Source organism: Halomonas sp. HAL1 (assembly GCF_030544485.1).
GTDB classification, from domain to species: domain Bacteria; phylum Pseudomonadota; class Gammaproteobacteria; order Pseudomonadales; family Halomonadaceae; genus Vreelandella; species Vreelandella arctica.
Window position 1 is genome coordinate 3,215,819 of sequence record NZ_CP130610.1, and the last position, 17,284, is coordinate 3,233,102.

15 protein-coding genes are annotated in these 17,284 nt (G+C 55.1%); 3 read left to right on the top strand and 12 right to left on the bottom strand.

Annotated elements, in window-relative coordinates; translation table 11 throughout:
• The first annotated feature begins 20 nt into the window (after nt 1-20).
• Complete coding sequence (locus Q3Y66_RS15065; RefSeq protein WP_008956027.1) at nt 21-698, top strand: response regulator transcription factor; 678 nt, start codon at nt 21-23, stop codon at nt 696-698.
• Here Q3Y66_RS15065 and Q3Y66_RS15070 read toward each other — a convergent pair.
• The 11 genes from Q3Y66_RS15070 to Q3Y66_RS15120 form a co-directional block, all read right to left on the bottom strand.
• Nucleotides 695-2,086 (bottom strand): hybrid sensor histidine kinase/response regulator, encoded by a 1,392-nt coding sequence (locus Q3Y66_RS15070; protein WP_008956026.1) that lies wholly within the window; start codon nt 2,084-2,086, stop codon nt 695-697. The genes Q3Y66_RS15065 and Q3Y66_RS15070 overlap by 4 nt on opposite strands.
• Entirely contained in the window at nt 2,055-3,221 is a 1,167-nt protein-coding gene (gene nosP / locus Q3Y66_RS15075) for a nitric oxide-sensing protein NosP (RefSeq protein ID WP_008956025.1), read from the bottom strand. Before nosP ends, Q3Y66_RS15070 begins: the two co-directional genes overlap by 32 nt.
• Nucleotides 3,202-5,466, bottom strand: coding sequence for an ATP-binding protein (locus tag Q3Y66_RS15080; protein ID WP_008956024.1), 2,265 nt, complete (start codon nt 5,464-5,466; stop codon nt 3,202-3,204). The genes nosP and Q3Y66_RS15080 overlap by 20 nt, the downstream gene beginning before the upstream one ends.
• Nucleotides 5,456-5,953, bottom strand: coding sequence for a molybdopterin-dependent oxidoreductase (locus Q3Y66_RS15085; protein WP_035586018.1), 498 nt, complete (start codon nt 5,951-5,953; stop codon nt 5,456-5,458). Before Q3Y66_RS15085 ends, Q3Y66_RS15080 begins: the two co-directional genes overlap by 11 nt.
• 175 nt (nt 5,954-6,128) lie before the next feature.
• Nucleotides 6,129-6,947, bottom strand: coding sequence for a DUF2189 domain-containing protein (locus Q3Y66_RS15090; protein WP_008956022.1), 819 nt, complete (start codon nt 6,945-6,947; stop codon nt 6,129-6,131).
• A 346-nt stretch (nt 6,948-7,293) separates the two neighbouring features.
• The gene (locus tag Q3Y66_RS15095; RefSeq protein ID WP_008956021.1) at nt 7,294-7,722 is read right to left on the bottom strand and encodes a universal stress protein; all 429 of its coding nucleotides are present in this window, start codon (nt 7,720-7,722) and stop codon (nt 7,294-7,296) included.
• 11 nt (nt 7,723-7,733) lie between these two features.
• Nucleotides 7,734-10,328 carry a TRAP transporter permease gene (locus tag Q3Y66_RS15100; RefSeq protein ID WP_035586009.1) on the bottom strand — a complete coding sequence of 865 codons (2,595 nt, stop codon included), beginning with the start codon at nt 10,326-10,328 and terminating at the stop codon, nt 7,734-7,736.
• 157 nt (nt 10,329-10,485) lie between these two features.
• The gene (locus tag Q3Y66_RS15105; RefSeq protein WP_008956019.1) at nt 10,486-11,466 is read right to left on the bottom strand and encodes a TAXI family TRAP transporter solute-binding subunit; all 981 of its coding nucleotides are present in this window, start codon (nt 11,464-11,466) and stop codon (nt 10,486-10,488) included.
• Between the two features lie 394 nt (nt 11,467-11,860).
• Nucleotides 11,861-13,165 carry a TRAP transporter large permease gene (locus tag Q3Y66_RS15110; RefSeq protein WP_008956018.1) on the bottom strand — a complete coding sequence of 435 codons (1,305 nt, stop codon included), beginning with the start codon at nt 13,163-13,165 and terminating at the stop codon, nt 11,861-11,863.
• Nucleotides 13,155-13,634 (bottom strand): TRAP transporter small permease, encoded by a 480-nt coding sequence (locus tag Q3Y66_RS15115; RefSeq protein ID WP_008956017.1) that lies wholly within the window; start codon nt 13,632-13,634, stop codon nt 13,155-13,157. The genes Q3Y66_RS15110 and Q3Y66_RS15115 overlap by 11 nt, the downstream gene beginning before the upstream one ends.
• Nucleotides 13,635-13,695: 61 nt before the next feature.
• Nucleotides 13,696-14,706 (bottom strand): DctP family TRAP transporter solute-binding subunit, encoded by a 1,011-nt coding sequence (locus Q3Y66_RS15120; protein WP_008956016.1) that lies wholly within the window; start codon nt 14,704-14,706, stop codon nt 13,696-13,698.
• Nucleotides 14,707-14,985: 279 nt separating this feature from the next.
• Between Q3Y66_RS15120 and Q3Y66_RS15125 the strand changes: the two genes are divergently transcribed.
• On the top strand, nt 14,986-15,720 hold the full coding sequence (locus Q3Y66_RS15125; protein ID WP_008956015.1) for a ParA family protein: 735 nt from the start codon (nt 14,986-14,988) through the stop codon (nt 15,718-15,720).
• 175 nt (nt 15,721-15,895) lie between these two features.
• Nucleotides 15,896-16,756: a DMT family transporter gene (locus Q3Y66_RS15130; protein WP_008956014.1), complete on the top strand. Its 861-nt coding sequence runs from the start codon at nt 15,896-15,898 to the stop codon at nt 16,754-16,756.
• On the opposite strand, the gene Q3Y66_RS15135 is transcribed toward Q3Y66_RS15130, so the two are convergent.
• On the bottom strand, nt 16,753-17,283 hold the full coding sequence (locus Q3Y66_RS15135; protein ID WP_008956013.1) for a DUF192 domain-containing protein: 531 nt from the start codon (nt 17,281-17,283) through the stop codon (nt 16,753-16,755). The two genes, Q3Y66_RS15130 and Q3Y66_RS15135, sit on opposite strands and share 4 nt — an antisense overlap.
• Nucleotide 17,284 lies beyond the last annotated feature (1 nt).

A 17,284-nucleotide genomic window follows, 5' to 3' on the forward strand; every position in this document is an offset into this window, starting at 1 on the left:
ATCCCTTGGTAGGAGACGCCATGTATTCCCTGTTAGTGGCAGATGACCACCCGCTGCTCCGTGATGCGCTGCAAACCGTGATTAGCGGGGGCTTGGCAGGCAGCCAACTGGCGGAAGCGGAGAGTCTCGCTGATGCGATGACGTTGGTGGAACAGCATGCGGAGTTGGATTTGCTGCTACTGGATTTAAGCCTGCCTGATGCCGAGGGACTAGAAGGGCTGACCCGCCTGCGCGAGGTGTTTCCATGGCTGCCGGTAGCAATTGTCTCTGCGCATCAAGAGCGCCAACTGGTGCTGGATGCCATTACCCTGGGCGCGGTGGGCTATATCCCCAAATCTACGCCCCGGGAAGCAATGCTGGCAGCCTTAACGCAGATTCTTGAAGGCCAGCTTTACCTGCCGCCCGACATCATGCGACGGCCTGCGCCCCGCGCGTCATTGCCCCCCACGACCGTCACCGCCACAACGCCCAGCGAGCGCCTGGCGCGCCTGACCGAAAAGCAGTTGATGGTCTTGGGCTGTATGGCCAAAGGCATGTCCAATAAGCATATTGCGCGAGAATTGTTGATTGCCGAAACCACCGTTAAAACCCATGTCTCGGCGATTTTGCGTAAATTAAATGCGACCAGTCGGGTACATGCGATCGTCATTGCCGGAGAGGAGGATTTAAGTTTTTATCGCGCCAACCGGGCTCACTAATGCTTATGCAACAGCGAGCCAAGCAGCATGCGCAGCCGCAGCGGTTTGAGCGGTTTTAGCAAACAGTGCATGCCCGCCTCACGGGTGGCCCGCTTAATCTCTGCCTCATGATTCGCCGTTATGACCACGGCGGCCAACCCGGGATAGCGCCGCTGTAAGCGCGCGGCCAGATCAATACCGGTTTCACGATGTTCACCCAAGTGGTAATCGACCAGCAGCACCGCAGGGCGCTCACCATCGCTGGCGGCCTCAAGGGCGCTCACCGTGGCGGCCGCACGTACCCGGCAACCCCAACTGCTTAGCAGTGCCTGCATGCCCTCAATAATGGCCAAATCATCATCGATCACCCAGACGATACAGCCCTGCAGCGGATCACCTATCTCAGACGAAGGCGAGGCATAGCGCGTGGGCAGTGCCGATGACGGGACCGCCGCGTAAGGCACGGTGATCGAGAAAAGAGCTCCTGCACCGGGGCGGGAAGCAAGGGATACCGGTTGCTCCAGCATGCTACTGATCCGGTCAACGATGGCTAGCCCCAGCCCTAATCCACGGCTATTAGCACTATGGGGCTGGTTAACCCGCCGGAACTCCAGAAAGATCGCTTCGCGCTGCTGCTCTGGAATGCCAGGGCCGGTATCGCCCACCATAATTTCCAATCCATGAGGGCGTCGTCGGCAGCCCAGCAGCACGCGGCCATGTTCGGTATAGCGCACCGCATTACTGAGGAAGTTGCGTATGACCCGTGCTAGCAGCGCCAAGTCTGATTCAATCATCATACTGGAGGGCACATAGTGCAACGCTAAGCCACGCACGCCCGCCACTTGGCGGTACTCTTCAGCCAGCGTATCGAGCAGTGTACTCACCGCGAACGGTGATTTATCGGCGCGCAGCACCCCCGCATCCAAGCGCGAGATATCCACCAGCGTGCCGATCAGGCCTTCCACATCTTTCAGCGAGCGGCCGATATGGCCCACTAGTTTTTGCGAGTTTTCAGGCAGTGAGTGGGTTTCTAAAGCGCTGGCAAACAGGCGGGCCGCGTTAAGCGGTTGCAACAGGTCATGGCTGACCGCCGCAAGGAATTTTGTTTTAGAGAGGTTGGCCGCTTCAGCCTCGGCTTTGGCCGCCAGTAATCGCGTATTGACCTGACCCAATTCATCCAAGGTACGGTGCAAGGTATCGGTACGTTCCCGAACTTGCTCGGCAAGTAGCACTGAACGCTCAAAGGCGGCATAAGGGGCGCCCTCGGCACTACCATCACCTTCCACCCGCTCCATTAGCGCTTGGCAGACTTTTCGCAGGCGACGGTTCTCTTCGCGCAGCGCAGCGACCTCGGCCTCGTCCTGGCTATTGGTGGCTTCAGTGGTTGTCGTTAGTTGGAAGAGATCCAAACGCCACCCCCGTAAACGTTTGATTCACATGCATGCCATGGTGCTGCTCACCGTAGGTATTGAACCCCACTACCCCAGCCTGGCGCAGCAGCTGCGACGCCTGATCTAGATGGGCTAGCGCTTCAAGCTCCATACGGCGTAAAAAGCAGTCGCAGGCAATGATCACACTAGGCGTACCCAGCCTGGCGCTCACCCCGGCAAGCATCTCTTCAAGGTTATCGAGTAGCGGCGTTGGTTGCATCGCCGTCAGCACGATGCCATTTTCTACTGCACAGTAAAAACTTAGGCTGCTATCGCTATTAACGCGCTGAATGGAGCGCACATAGTGCTGCCCACCGATACGTACCGCCAATGGATGATGGGCAAAAATCGCCGCATTGAGCTGCGCAGGTGCCACGCCCACTAAGTCGGCATATACCTGCGCGGCGGGTAGACCATTGAGCTCGATTACCCGACGCTGCTCACGATTCGCCTCCGTTACCACGAGTTTGTGGGCCAATGGGGTCAAATGATGAGTCGAAAAGACGTCAAAGGGCAGCTGGGTATTAATCATCACCACCACCGCAGCCCGGGTATGAAAGCGCCCGGCGGTGTACACATGGGTATGGCTGAGATGATTATCATCGCCAGCAGAGCCGCCAAAGCTGGGTATACGCCCCAGCGCGGCATCCAAGGTGGCAAGCACTTGCTCTTCGCGACTCGATAAGCCATCCAATAAGGTGAGCGCAAAGCTGTGCTCATTAATGGGCGCGACGGCTTGTCGACGGCAACGCTCCAATAGGGTATCGACTAGCGGCTGAGCGTTGGCCAACTCAAAATGATCCAGGTCATCGATCAGCGCTGTTTCGATGGCAAACCAACGACGATCAAAGCCCATCGCGACGATCGAACCGCGATCATAACCAAGCGGCGTTATTTCCCCAGCGGTAGTGCAGCCGCTAAGCGGCGTGGAGGGAAAGCTTCGCTCTAAAGCGGCCGCCAGCCCCGCTAAATCATACTCCGCACTGCAGAAGAACAGCACGAAGCCCAAATGCTCGTGACATAGGGCGCAAGCTAGCTCGGCTGCAGCGTAGGAAGCGTCGGGATGCTGGCTAGCCGCCGTAATAATGCCCTTTTCAACGGGATAAGTGGTCACGACACCACCTCTCCAGTGCGGCATGGGTATGCGCCGCAGAAAGCCTTAACGTGCTGAACACATCATTGAGTTGGCGGGCAGTGGCTTGCTTTGTCTTGGCCAATATCTCCAACTGCTTCGCCAATTCGGCAAGCTGGTCAGCGCCCATGCTCACTGACTCGCCGCGCAGCTGGTGCGCCAAACGCATGACTTGATGATGCTGTTCTGGTGTCAGTGGGGTTGCTGCCAGGCAGGCAGCCAGTTGCTCGGTGTAATCGCTGACTTGCTGATGGTAAAGCATCGCCAGTTGGATCAGGCTCGATTCTCCCAGTGACGCTTTCAGCATGGAGAGAGTGTCGTCATTCAGTAACGGCGGCCCCTCGGTTGGCGTTTGTGTTCCCGCTAATGCTTGTACAGGAGCCGTGTCGGGAGTGGCAAAAAGCTGTAACGCCAGCACGTTACTTAACACCGAAAGTGACAGTGGCTTGGTAATGTAATCGTTCATGCCCGCCGCCAGGCAGCGTTGTCGGTCATCTTCAGCGCCGCCTGCCGTCATGGCGACGATAGGAACACTCGCCAGCCAGCCACCCTGTTCGCGTAAGCGCTGAGTGACTAACAAGCCATCCATATCGGGCAACTGGATATCCATAAAGATGAGTTGTACCTGCTGTGACTGGGCCATTGCCAAGGCGTCATGACCGTTCTCGGCCCAGACCACATCGCAGCCTAGGCGCGATAACAAGCCAATGGCGACTTTGCGGTTGACCGCATTGTCCTCCACCAGCAGCAGCGTTGTGCCGGAAAAATCGCGTTTAGGCATTACGGGCAGTGACGCTGAAACAGGGTCAGCTTCAACCAAGGGCAACTGGCACCAGAAGGTACTTCCCTGGCCTACTTGGCTCTTGACCCCTAACCGCCCTTGCATGGCTTCGCTTAACCGCTTGCAGATTGCAAGCCCCAACCCCGTTCCACCAAAGCGGCGGGCCACTGACTCATCCGCCTGCTGAAAAGGCTGAAAAAGCCGCTCTTGCTGCTGCTCGCTTAAGCCACAACCGGTGTCGATCACCTCAAATAATAGCTGCTCTACCGTAGAGGAGACCTTGACGCTTACCTCGCCATGGTCAGTGAACTTGATCGCATTGGCGATCAGGTTTAGCAGTATCTGCCGCAGGCGGGCAGCATCGACCAACACCCACGCAGGCACCAGGGGGTCGACGTTAACCGTAAGCGTCAATCCTTTAACTTTTGCCCTGGGTGCAAGCAGCACCACCACACTATCGATAAGTGGTTTTAGCGCAGTAGGCGATGTTTCCAGGGTTAAGTGACCGGCTTCGATTTTAGAAAAATCGAGGATTTCATTAATCATTGCCAGCAGTTGATTGGCACTATCGTGAATCGTGTGAGCGTAATCCTCTACCTGAGCGGGACTCGCCGATTCCCGTAATAACTCACTCATACCAATCACACCGTTCAGCGGGGTACGAATTTCGTGACTGACCATGGCGAGGAAGTCTGACTTAGCTTGATTCGCCGCCTGCGCCTGTTTGGCAGTAACTTCCAATTGCTGGCCTAATTGCTCCTGCTCGCGCCTGACCGCCGCACTTTCGCGCATTTCGCGCACCAGGAAAGCAATCACCAGAAAAGCCGCTAAGCTCATTCCGACGATTAGTGACATGAGGAGCTTGTAGAGCAGGCTGAGCTGGGCGCGCTCTTCGGTCGCCGACTCGGCCAAATAGCCATTAATCGCAATAACCAGACGCTCTGTTAACTGCGTTAGCGCCTGCAATTCCTCTTCCAGCACCGCCACCGGTAATGGATCAATTCTCCCATCGATTTCAGGCCCACCATAGGGATAAAACATACTATCCAGCACATCCAGCTGTTGCTGGATTTGGCCCAATAATTCCCGAGCCGTACCAATCTGTTGCAATAACGTGCTGACCTCACCCTCATTGAGCAGCGTAATGCGGCTATATAACAGCTCAAAGCGTAGGTTTAGCTCATCATGCGTCTCGGACGTAAGCGGCTCACGCGTCACTGCCAATAGATGGTTCAGGAGCTGTACCGCATCGCGGTCCAGCTTATAAACCACCCAGGCGGTATCTTCACGCAGGCTCTGAGTGAGATTTTCCTGCCGCCAGGCAGCCAGGGTAGCGACGACCAACGCCGCGGCAAATAGCGATACCGCAACGATGGCAACGAGCTTAAAACGGCGAGGATAACGCAGCAGGTTGGAAGCCTGTGCGGTTGAAGCGCTAGCGGACATCAATATGCATAACCTGCCATACCGCCCTGAAGCGTATTTTCTCGCTTAACAGCGCTTCATCCTGATCAAAGGGATAAAGTACCCATAACGGACCGTATTCACGAATCGGGATCGCTTTTTCATCCTTTTCAAGGGCTAAGATAACGTCATACTCTTCGAAATCGCTCACCGGTATTTCCGCTTCGTAGCCGTTCAGGGCGGCGACATGTACCGTATCGCTTTCCGCGTTTAAACGCGCCAGCAGTTCGCGCATTAAAGGTCCACGATAGTGGTTACTAGCTTCTGTCCAGGGTGTGGTGGTATCGAACTCGTGCTGTGGTAACGCCTCTAACATGGCGCGGTCAAACTGCGCCTCACTACCAACGTTCGTAAGGCCAACATTACCGCTAACGGTCAAAATAACCGGCCCACTGGGTTCCTCTAAGTCATCGGCTGTTTCAGCGAGTCCCGCTAGGGGAATGCTGAATATCAGCACAACCCACCCCATTAATAACGCTTTCACAGTCAACACCTCACGCCAAAAGACCCGTTGGTTTAAATGCCCAGAAATAAAAGGAGACAGCATAAAGATTACGCTATCTCCTTAAATAGGTCAGGCTCAATACTGTTTTTGGGTAATGTTTTTTTCGTAATGGAAGCGTTATTCGCTATTCACAGTCGAGTTACGAGCTAATTTTCTCAATCGGGTCGAAGCGCACTAAATCTTCATAGGCATGCCAGCTGGCGTGACCTAATACTGGCAAGATTAGCGCCAAGCCAATATAGAATGTCATCACACCCACCAACACACACAGCGTTAAAATCACCGCCCACAACAGCATCACGCGAAAGTTCCGGGCAACACAGCGTACGCTGGCTTCAATCCCTTCCATAAAGGTTAAGTCTTGATCCATCAATGTGGGTATCGCCACGACGCTAATAGCAAACGCGCCGAAGGCTAAAATGCCACCAGCGACCGTACCGACAGCGAGCATGCCCAACCCTTCAGACGTCGTCAGTAGCGCGGTATACAGTGTGGCGGGGCTGGGAACTTCGAAACCAAAAAACAGGGCAAACAGCAGAGTAGCCAAACGAATCCAGGCCAGAAAGAAGATCATCATCATGACCCCCATCATCGCCAATTGACCGGCGTGGGGTCTCCAGCTTCCGAATGCATCCCCCAGGTTAGGCACTTGCCCCCGTTCTAAGGCTCGGCTGATGCCATACGAACCTACCGCGACCAAGGGCCCAATAAACATAAAGCCAGCAATCATGGGTAGCAGCCAATACCAGTACCCCAGCGTGAATGCGCCCAGGGTGATAGCAATACTCAAGCCGACCCAAAACATGCCATACGAAAGACTGACCACCGTTGCGCGGCGAAAATCCTCTACACCCGCGGCCAACCACGCTCTAGGCCGATCCAATCCGACCTTATTAATAGTAATTTTAACGCTGGGCTGATCTGAATGGTGGTTTGTTTTTGTTGTAGCCGCATTCATGGCATCACTCCTGTTGTACCTGATACTAGGTCCTGAATTCAGGATTTACCTCAAAGCATCAGCGCTTGTTAGCGCTGCTGGCATTAATGCCAACTTAATGGCTTAACACTATTTTCAGTGCATTCTCTCAGTGCTTTCTTAATGCTCTCTTAATGTAGCTGACCTGAAGACACGAGGCGTTGCCTGAAAGGTTATGCGTACAAAAAATCCATGAGAAGGTCTTAAAACGCCAATTTAATTGCTGCGTTAGCAAAAGCGTATGTAGCTAACTTTAGGTACCAGCCATAAAAAACTCCGGACTAGCTGCCCGGAGTTTTTGGTTTTTGCTACGTGACGCTTTGAATGTCTAGCGCACAATCATTACCGACATTTTGGCATGGTGCACAACGTGCTCTGCATTAGGGCCGAGCACATAATCGACAAACTTACGCTTATTGTGAGAGGCCATGACGATCAGATCCACATCCAGTTTCTTAGCGGCTTTGATAATGGCCTCCCAAGGCGAACCATCCACAATGACACTTTGCACCTGAATATCATCGGGCACATTCGTTTTGATGAACGCGTGAAGCGCATCGGTGATCGCAATATGCGCTTTTTGGGCGAAGTCCTTGGGGAAGTAGGAACCCACCATGGGCATGCGATAGTCCGGCAGTACCGTGACCACATGAAGCGAGGCGCCGAAAGTTCGGCATAGCGTCAATGCCGTGGGCAGCGCCTTCGTCCAGGAAGCCTCCTCGTTCAAATCCACCGGCAACATGATCTTACTGTACATGGCACTCTCCTTCATGCGGTGGCGGTCGCTTGGGTGTCATCACGACGCCGACGCTGCATCAACACAATCAACCCAAAGAGCAAGAAGGCAGGAATCCACATGATCTCTTTCGTCCAGCGGTTCACGGGGGCTAACACTTCGATGATTTCTTGATCGAAGTCGAAACCGAGTTCAGCCGCTTGGCTGCCGTAGGTCACCATATCAACGGTCGCCGTGCCATCTTCAATAAATAGCTCCATACCCAAGTTATCAAGCCGCTCTTGACCTGTTTCACCTTCAGGCACCGGCAATGTCATGTAAGTGGTCATGGGATCGCCATAATCATCAAGACCGGCAATCTGCAAGCGCAGCGTCGAGTCTTCATCGACACCACCCAATGCTTCGACAAATTGCGCGGGCGGGATGGACTCGTAGGGATCATGAATCATGTCCATCCAGAAGCCGGGGCGGAACAGCGTGAACGCAATCAGCAGCAGTACAATAGACTCATACCAACGGTTGCGCGTAATCATGAAGCCCTGGGTCGCCGCGGCGAAAATCAGCATCGCGATGGTCGACACCACAAAGATCAGCACTCCCTGAAGGAAGGTCACATCGATGAGCAGCAGGTCGGTATTAAAGATGAACAGGAACGGCAGCGCTGCGGTACGAAGGCTGTAATAGAACGCCTGAAAGCCGGTTCGAATAGGGTCACCACCGGATACTGCCGCCGCCGCAAAGGACGCAAGCCCCACCGGCGGGGTAACGTCGGCCATGATGCCGAAATAGAACACGAACAGGTGTACCGCAATCAACGGCACCAGCAAGCCATTTTCAGCGCCCAAGTTAACGATGACCGGCGCCAGTAGTGCCGAGACGACGATGTAGTTAGCCGTTGTAGGTAGCCCCATGCCGAGAATCAAACTAAGCACTGCGGTAAGCAGCAAGATCAGCATCAAGTTGCCCATGGCCAGCGTTTCCACCACCTCGGCTAGCACCAGGCCCACCCCGGTCTGCGAGACGGCACCGACGATAATACCGGCGGTAGCCGTCGCAATGCCGATGCCGATCATGTTGCGGGCGCCGGTGACCAGGCCATTCCATAGATCCATCGCACCTTCACGCAGATCCGCACGCATATCGCTGCGTCCGCGAAAAATCGACGTGATCGGGCGCTGAGTAAGAATGATAAAAATCATGAACACAGTGGCCCAGAACGCCGACAATCCTGGCGATAAGCGCTCCACCATCAGACACCAGACCAGCACAATCACCGGCAGGATGTACTGCAAGCCAACCAGCACCGTGGGCTTGGTTTGCGGCAGCGAATAAATCGGTTCGTTAGGATCATCGAGCTCAAGCTCGGGGTAACCGGCCGCCAGCTTGAGCAGGGCGATATAAATAACCGTAAGCCCAACAGCCACCACCCAGGGCGTCGCCTCACCCAACACCGGCTTGAGCCAGCCAAGACCGTAATAGACTGCCAACGCGGTGACCATCATCAGTAGCAAGCCACCAAGAAAACCGATCACTTTATTGACCAGCGGCTTAGGTGGATTGCTGCTTTGCAGCCCCTTCATATTGGCTTTTAGGGCCTCAAGGTGAACGATATAGACCAGCGCGATATAGGAGATTAGCGCGGGCAGGAAAGCATGCTTAATCACTTCGACATAAGAAATACCGACATACTCGACCATCAAGAAAGCGGCCGCCCCCATCACCGGCGGCATAATCTGTCCATTGACCGATGACGCCACTTCGACAGCACCCGCCTTTTCCGCGGAAAACCCAACACGTTTCATCATCGGCACCGTAAAGGTACCGGTGGTTACCACGTTAGCAATAGAGGACCCGGAAATCAGACCGGTCATGGCCGACGCCACCACGGCGGCTTTCGCTGGCCCACCGCGATAGTGACCAAGCAGCGAAAACGCCACCTTGATAAAGTAATTGCCAGCGCCCGCCTTATCGAGCAGAGCACCGAACAACACAAATAGGAATACGAAGCTGGTTGAGACGCCCAGCGCAATACCGAAGACCCCTTGAGTTGTTAACCACTGATGATTAATCAAACCAAAGAGACTCACCCCACCATGGGAAAGAATCCCCGGCATCCAAGGGCCAGCCAAGCTATAGAGAAGAAAAACAGACGCCACAATCATTAACGGCGGGCCAAGCGCTCGACGTGTCGCCTCGAGCAACAGCAGTATCCCGGCTATACCAATAATAACGTCCTGCAGTATCGGTGCGCCGGGGCGTTGCGATAACTGCTCATAAAACATGAACATGTAAGCGCCACAAAAGGCCGCCGCCGCCGCCAGTACCCAATCCTGGATCGGCACACGGTCTCGCGGCGAGCGCTTGAGTGCCGGATAGGCCATATACGCCAGGAACAACGCAAAGGCTAAATGAATAGAGCGGGCTTCCGTGGCACTAAACACGCCAAAGCCCAGAACGAAGGGCACTGGGGATGCAATCCACAATTGAAAAAGGGACCACGCTGCCGCAATGCTTACCAAGAGCTTGCCGGGCATACCGGCCGGTTTGCGGGCTCCCGTATCGCTGGAGGCGACCATATCCTCCAAGTCTCCTCCGACTCCCGAAGGCCTGTTCTTATCTTCTGTCATATGCCTGCCCTTCTCCGAGTCGATTGACGCATCATTGCCATATCGAAATGCCCTATCAACATTCTAAGTGCCCTATCAACATTCTAAACCAAAATGCGCGGCACCCTGGGGTAACCGCGCATTTCTTACTAAGGTAGCAACACCTCAGGCTGAAGGATTACTCAATCCAGCCTTGCTCACGGTAGTAACGCGCCGCCCCATCATGCAACGGTGCGGAAAGGCCCTGAGTTACCATCTCTTCTGGAACTAGGTTCTCGAAAGCCGGATGCAGCTGCTTGAAACGATCAAAGTTATCAAAAACCGCTTTTACAGTCTGGTAGATAACTTCTTCGTCAGCTTCAGCAGTGGTGACAAATGTCGCTGCTACACCGAAAGTTTCGACATCTTCGTCATTGCCGCGATACAGACCACCCGGAATAACCGATGCGGAGTAGTACGGGTATTCATCGATGATGCCCTGAATGTCTTCGTCATTCAGCGGAATCAAACGAGCATCAACAGTGGTGGTCGCTTCTTGGATGGAACCATTGGGGTGACCAACGACATACACCATGGCATCGACGTTATTGTCGGAGAGTGCCGCTGCTTGCTCGGCCGCATCAAGCTGAGATGCCAAAGAGAAAGTATCTTCGGTCCAGCCCTTGGCGTCCATCACCACTTCCATGGTGTTGCGCTGGCCTGAGCCTGGGTTACCGATATTGACGCGTTTGCCCTCCAAATCATCGAGTGTCTCGATGCCTGAATCAGCACGTGCAAGCAGGGTCAATGGCTCACCGTGGACACGGAACACAGCCCGCAGGTCCTCATAGGGCTCGCCTTCGAAATTCCCGGTACCATTGTAGGCTTGGTACTGAACATCCGATTGAGCGACACCCATGTCCAATTCGCCGGACTTGATGCCATTGATATTGGCGACAGAACCACCGGTGGAAGGTGCGTTACACTTAATATCAGCGTCTTCAAGACGATTAACCAAACGACAGATCGACTGCCCTACGACGTAGTAAACGCCGGTTTGGCCACCGGTGCCGATGGTGATGAATTGCTCGTCATCCTGTGCCATCGCCGGAGAGGCGAAAGCAGCGGCGGCCAGTAGCGCACCGGAGAAAGCAGCGGTAGAAAACGTATGGCGTTTCATGAACACACCTCTTTATATTGATGTTATGAGCACTACACGCTTTGGGCTCACCTAGTGAATTGTTCCCATAGGTGATTCTGCTCCAAAACGTTTTTCAAGACATTCTATTTTCAAGACAAACTGTTTTTAAGACAATCTGTTACAAGCACCCGTTGGATGCCTGCTAATACTACTTTAGCGAAAAACTAAGCCTTTAGCGAAAAAAGCGTGCTTAACGACATGCCGCAGTACCTATCGCTATTTAAAACGCATTTCAGCTTGGTAGATAGTAGTTTAGTGGTTGGTAACGTTTAGTAAGCGTTAATCCCTATACCGTTTTGGCATAGGGGATAAGGATATGCGCTGCTTGTTAGACATGAGCAATGCCTTGTGATCACTAATTTCTGAGCCCGCATCAAATGTTATAGCCCAACACGGTAGGCAACCACAGCGCGATAGCGGGGAAAATAGCCACCAGCGCCAGCGCACACCCCATTGCCACCACAAACAGCAGCGCCCAGCCGAGCGTTTGCTCCAAGCGAATTTTGGCCACCTCGGTCGTCACCATCAAATTCACCGCCACCGGCGGGGTAAACTGGCCAATAGCAATGTTCATTGCCAATAGAATGCCGAACCACACCGGGTTCCATTCAAAGTGCTGCATCACGGGTATCAAGATCGGCATCATAATCAGATAAATCGAGATCGCATCCAGCAGCATCCCGGCGACCAGCACCGCCAACATCACCAGAATAAGCAGCAGCACGCCGTTATCGGTCAGGCTAATGATCCACTCCGCCAAGTGGCGGAAGGTGCCCAGCATGGTGCCCGCCCAGGCAAAAATACCAGCCAGCGCGATAATCAGCATCACCACCCCCGAGATAATCGCCGCCTCGCCTAACAGCTCCCACAAATCGCGTAGCGACAGTTCACGAGTAAGAAAAAGCCCGACAATCGCGCCATAGGCCACCGCCACCACGGCGGCTTCAGTGGGTGTAAACAAGCCTGAACGCAAGCCGCCTAAAATCAGCACAGGAGCAAACAGCGCCGGTATCGCCTGCTTAAAAGTGGTTTTTACACTGAGTCGTTCGGCACCTTCTACTGGCGTGCCGCCCTCCCAACCGTAGTGTTTGGAAACGATCATGGCAGGCACCAGCAGTGCTATCCCCGCCAACATGCCAGGAAACAGCCCCGCCGCAAACAGCGCCCGCAAATCAACACCGGGCACCACAATCGAGTAAAGAATCAGCGCCACAGACGGCGGAATCAGAATAGCGGTCGAGGCAGAGGCCGCAATCAGCGTGGCCGAAAACGGCTTGGGGTAGCCCGCTTTGGTCATGCTGGGCAGCATCACCATCGCCACGGCCGCCGCATCGGCAGGGCCAGAGCCGCTCATGCCGCCCATAATCATACACACCAACACCGCGACCAGCGCCAAGCCGCCGTGGCGAGGACCAATCAGCGCCTGGGCAAAACGCACCAAGCGAAGCGCCACACCGGAACGCTCAAAGATAAGCCCGGTTAAAATGAATAACGGAATCGCAATCAAGGGGTACTTGGCGATGCTGTTATAGGTATTAGTGCCCAGGGTCGCCAGCATATCCGGCGACAAACCCAGCAAGATGCCGACAGCCCCGGAAAGCGCTAATGAAAACGCCACCGGCACACCCGCAATCAGCAAGCCTGCAAAGGCCAGAATCATCCAAACATCAGGACTCATCGGTGAGCCTCCCCGTCAAACGGTCAGCGGTTTGCTGGAACAAGCGCCATAACATGGCCGCGGAAAGCATCGGCAACCAGACTAAATACCACCACTGAGGTAACCCCAGCCCCGGCGAAAGCGACTCCCACTGGTACTCCTGCCAAGCCAACTTGCCGCCATGCCAAGTGATCAAACCCAGCACAATGGCAACGCACAGCGCTTGAAAAAGGATTAAGGCACGGCGGTATTTAGGCGGCAAGGCACGCTCCAGAAAGCCAATACGGATATGGCGATTGCGCCGCAACGCCACCGAGGCCCCGGCAAACGTCAGCACTACCAACAAAAACACCGAAAACTCCTCCGTAAATGAAAAAGAGCCACCGGTCAGATAGCGGGTAATGACATTACCCAGGCTGATCAATGAGATAATGATTAACGCCAGCGCGCCCAGCCAGCGCTCGGGGCGTGCATCAGGAAAGCCTTTCATGGCAGCCTCACAGCAAAAAACTCCCAGCCTTGAGGGCCGGGAGTTAGAACATCATAGGTAATTAACGTGCGTCGATAGCCGTTTGTGCGGCGTTGACCACCTCTTCACCAATGCGCGGCGCCCATTTCTCATAAACGGACTGTGTCGCATCGACAAACGCCTGGTACTGCTCATCAGAAAGCTTGGTCACCGTTACACCGCGCTCTTGAATCGCCGCTAAGCGTTCGCTCTCCTCTTCACGGGTCATGGCGATTTCCCACTCGCCAGCTTCCTTGGCGGTTTCACGCAGCATGGTTTGCTGCTCTTCATCCAGCGACTGCCATACCTGCTGATTGACGGCAAAAATCAGCGGATCATTCATGTAGTTCCAGAGCGTTAAGTGCGCCTGGCCCACTTGATCAATACGCGCTACGTCAAACACCGAAAGCGGATTTTCCTGGCCGTCCACCGCGCCAGTCGTTAACGCTGGCTGAGCATCGGTCCAGCTCATTTGGGTGGGGTCGGCGCCCAGTGCAGAGAAGGTATCCTGGAACAGTGGCGAACCCACCACACGAATTTTCAGACCGTCCAGGTCATCCGGCTGACTGATTGGCCCGCGTGAGTTGGAGACCTGACGGAAACCGTTTTCACCCCAGGCTAACGGGATAACCCCACGTGATTCGATTGCTTCAAACACTAGCTCCCCCGCTTCACCACCGGTGACCGCATCCACGGCGGCTTCACCGGGAATGAAGAACGGTAAGGAGAATAGATTGAGTTCCGGCACCTGGGGCGACCAGTTAATCGTCGAGCCCACAGCAGCGTCGATTAGCCCAGAACGCATAGCGGAAAATTCGCGGGTTTGGTCGCCGGAAACCAGTTGAGAGTTGGGGTAAACACGCAGCGTGAGTTCACCACCGCTGCGTTCCTCGACCAATTCTGCCCACTTCTCCGCCGCCTGACCCCAGGGGAAAGCGTCAGACAAAACGGTAGAAACCGAGAGTTCACGAGCTTGTGCTGATAGAGAAGCGGAAAGCAGTGCCGCACCGGCCAAGCCGGCAGTGAAACGAGCCATTGAGCGTTTCAGCGTCATAGTAGATCCTTTTTTATCGATTTTTATGGTGACTTTATTAGGAGGTCTATCACTGTATCGCCTAAATAACGGTGCGCATTGCGTGCATGTTGGCGATAAGCACTCCATTGTAGGTATTCTTGAGGGGAAGGAAAGCCATTCTATCGGCTATTAACGACCGACTTTCGGCGTGTATCACAGCGGTGTGGAGCTACTAACACCAACGCCGTCATAGAAACGTCACGTATCCGTGTGGGCCAATCGGTTAGACTAAAACAGTTACCAATCAAGGAGTTTCCCATGCAGATGCTGGCGCTTTACAGTATCAAGGGCGGCGTGGGCAAGACCGCTTCCGCCGTCAATCTCGCCGCTGAAGCGGCACGCGACGGCAAGCGAGTATTGCTGTGGGATATCGACCCCCAGGCAGCCACCACCTTCTACCTGCGTAGCAAACCCAAAGTGCGCGGTGGTGTCGACAAACTGGTCAAGGGCAAGGCCGACCTTGATCGGGCGATCCGCGAGACCGACATTGAGCGGCTCGACCTGCTGCCTGCGGCGCTGGGTTCACGCGATCTGGAAGCGTCGATGGAAACCCGCAAACCTAGTCGACTGCGCAAGATCCTCAAACCAGTAATGACCAGTTACGACCTGGTGATACTCGACTGCCCGCCGAGCCTGTCGGCACTCGCCGACCAGATATTCTCCAGCGTCGATGCCCTACTGGTGCCGGTGGTGCCGACGACCCTGTCTTTGCGCACCCTCGAGCAACTGGACGGTCATCTTGACGCGGTCGAGCAGGCCTGCCCGATCTGGCCGTTCGTCACCCTCGCCGACCGCCGCAAAACCCTCCACCGCGAGGTGATGGAGAGTCTCAGCGAGCGCTGGCCGAGGCGCCTGTCCACGACCGTGCCAAACGCCAGTGCGGTCGAGCGCATGGGTGTCGAACGCGCGCCGGTCGGGCATTTCGCCCGCAGCAGTCCTGGCGGTCGCGCCTACACCGCACTATGGCGAGAGATCGCGCAGCGTCTGCAATAACCTGGATGTCTCGCTCCTGGGTGTGGCGATGACGATCGAACTTACAACACATCCGCACCCTAAAAGCAGCAAATTTGTCAGTTAGCAGCGGCAGGACTCAGCACTACCCCGTTATTTTTGTAGAGAAGCAAACTGGTACAATGGCTATCGTTTCCATCTACTAACGGACATCAACGTGCCCCTACGCGACCTGCTGCTTGGCCTATTTGTTATCGTCATTTGGGCGCTGAATATCATTGTGATCAAGGTCGGTGTGGTGGAGCTGCCGCCGCTGTTGATGACCACGCTGCGCTTTATGCTGGTCGCGGCGCTGCTGGTGCCCTTCTACCCGGTAGCGCGGGCACAGCTGCCGTTTTTGCTGCTGTTATCCATCACCTTCGGCAGTCTCCACTTTGCCCTGCTATTTATTGGCTTGGGGCAGGCCGAAGCAGGCACGGGGGCGCTGTTGGTACAAATGGGTACGCCTTTTGCGACGCTGCTAGCCGTGGTATTTCTTAAAGAGAAGCTGGGACCCAAACGTATCGCGGGGCTGCTACTCTCGTTTGCCGGAGTGATCGTGCTCGCCGGAGGGCCCACACTGCCTTCGCCTCTGCCGCTCAGTATTTTATTGATGAGCGCTCTCGGTTGGGCGGTATCGCAGCTATTGATTAAACGTGGCCCACCCATCGCCCCCTTAGCGCTTGCAGGTTGGGTGGCGCTATTTGCAGTGCCCCAGGTAGCGCTGGGCTCGTGGCTGTTTGAAAGCGGTCAGTGGCAGGCGATGCGGCAGGCAAGCTGGGTAGGCTGGGGGGCGATGGTGTACACCGCGGTCATGTCATCGATTGTGGCTTACGGGATTTGGTACGCGCTGTTGCGCCGCCATCCGGTTAATCGCGTAGTACCCATGACGCTGCTCGTACCGGTATTGGCGGTCGGCCTAGGCGCGCTATTGATGGGCGACAGCCTAGGCTTTCATAAACTGGTGGGCGGTGGCTTAGTAGTCGCGGGTATCGCTCTGATTGTGCTGAAGTTTCGCCGCAACCCTCGCCCCGCTTAATTCTCAGGTTGGCAGAAGCCGGCGTCTTCAGGGATGGAAACACAGTCGCCTACTTTGATGCCGCGCTCGGCAAAGTAGCCGCCATTAACCTCTAGCGCTGAATGATACGTCGCACCCGCTGGATAAGAGGGGCATTCACTCGGTGAAGTGGTCTCACAGGGCGGCATGGTATTAATCGCCACGATACGGCCACTCGCATCGATAAAAGCAATGTCGAGAGGAATCAGCGTGTTATACATCCAAAAGGCGTTACTGGCCGATTGCTCATTCTCAAAACGAAATAGCATGCCCTGCGCTTCCGGCAGGCTCTCACGCCCCATCAATCCGCGCTGTCGCTGAGAGGATGTTTCCGCCACCTCAACGTCTAAGCGGTGCGGTCCGCCCTCGCTATGAATAGCCAGCGCCAGCGTCTGCATCTCTTTCGTTGCCTGCCCCCAGGCAAACGAGCTGAGTAACGACATCGGCAGCAGCGCTGCCAGCGGTAACAGTAACGATGCTTTAAGCAGCGTGCGACGCGTGTGATCCATG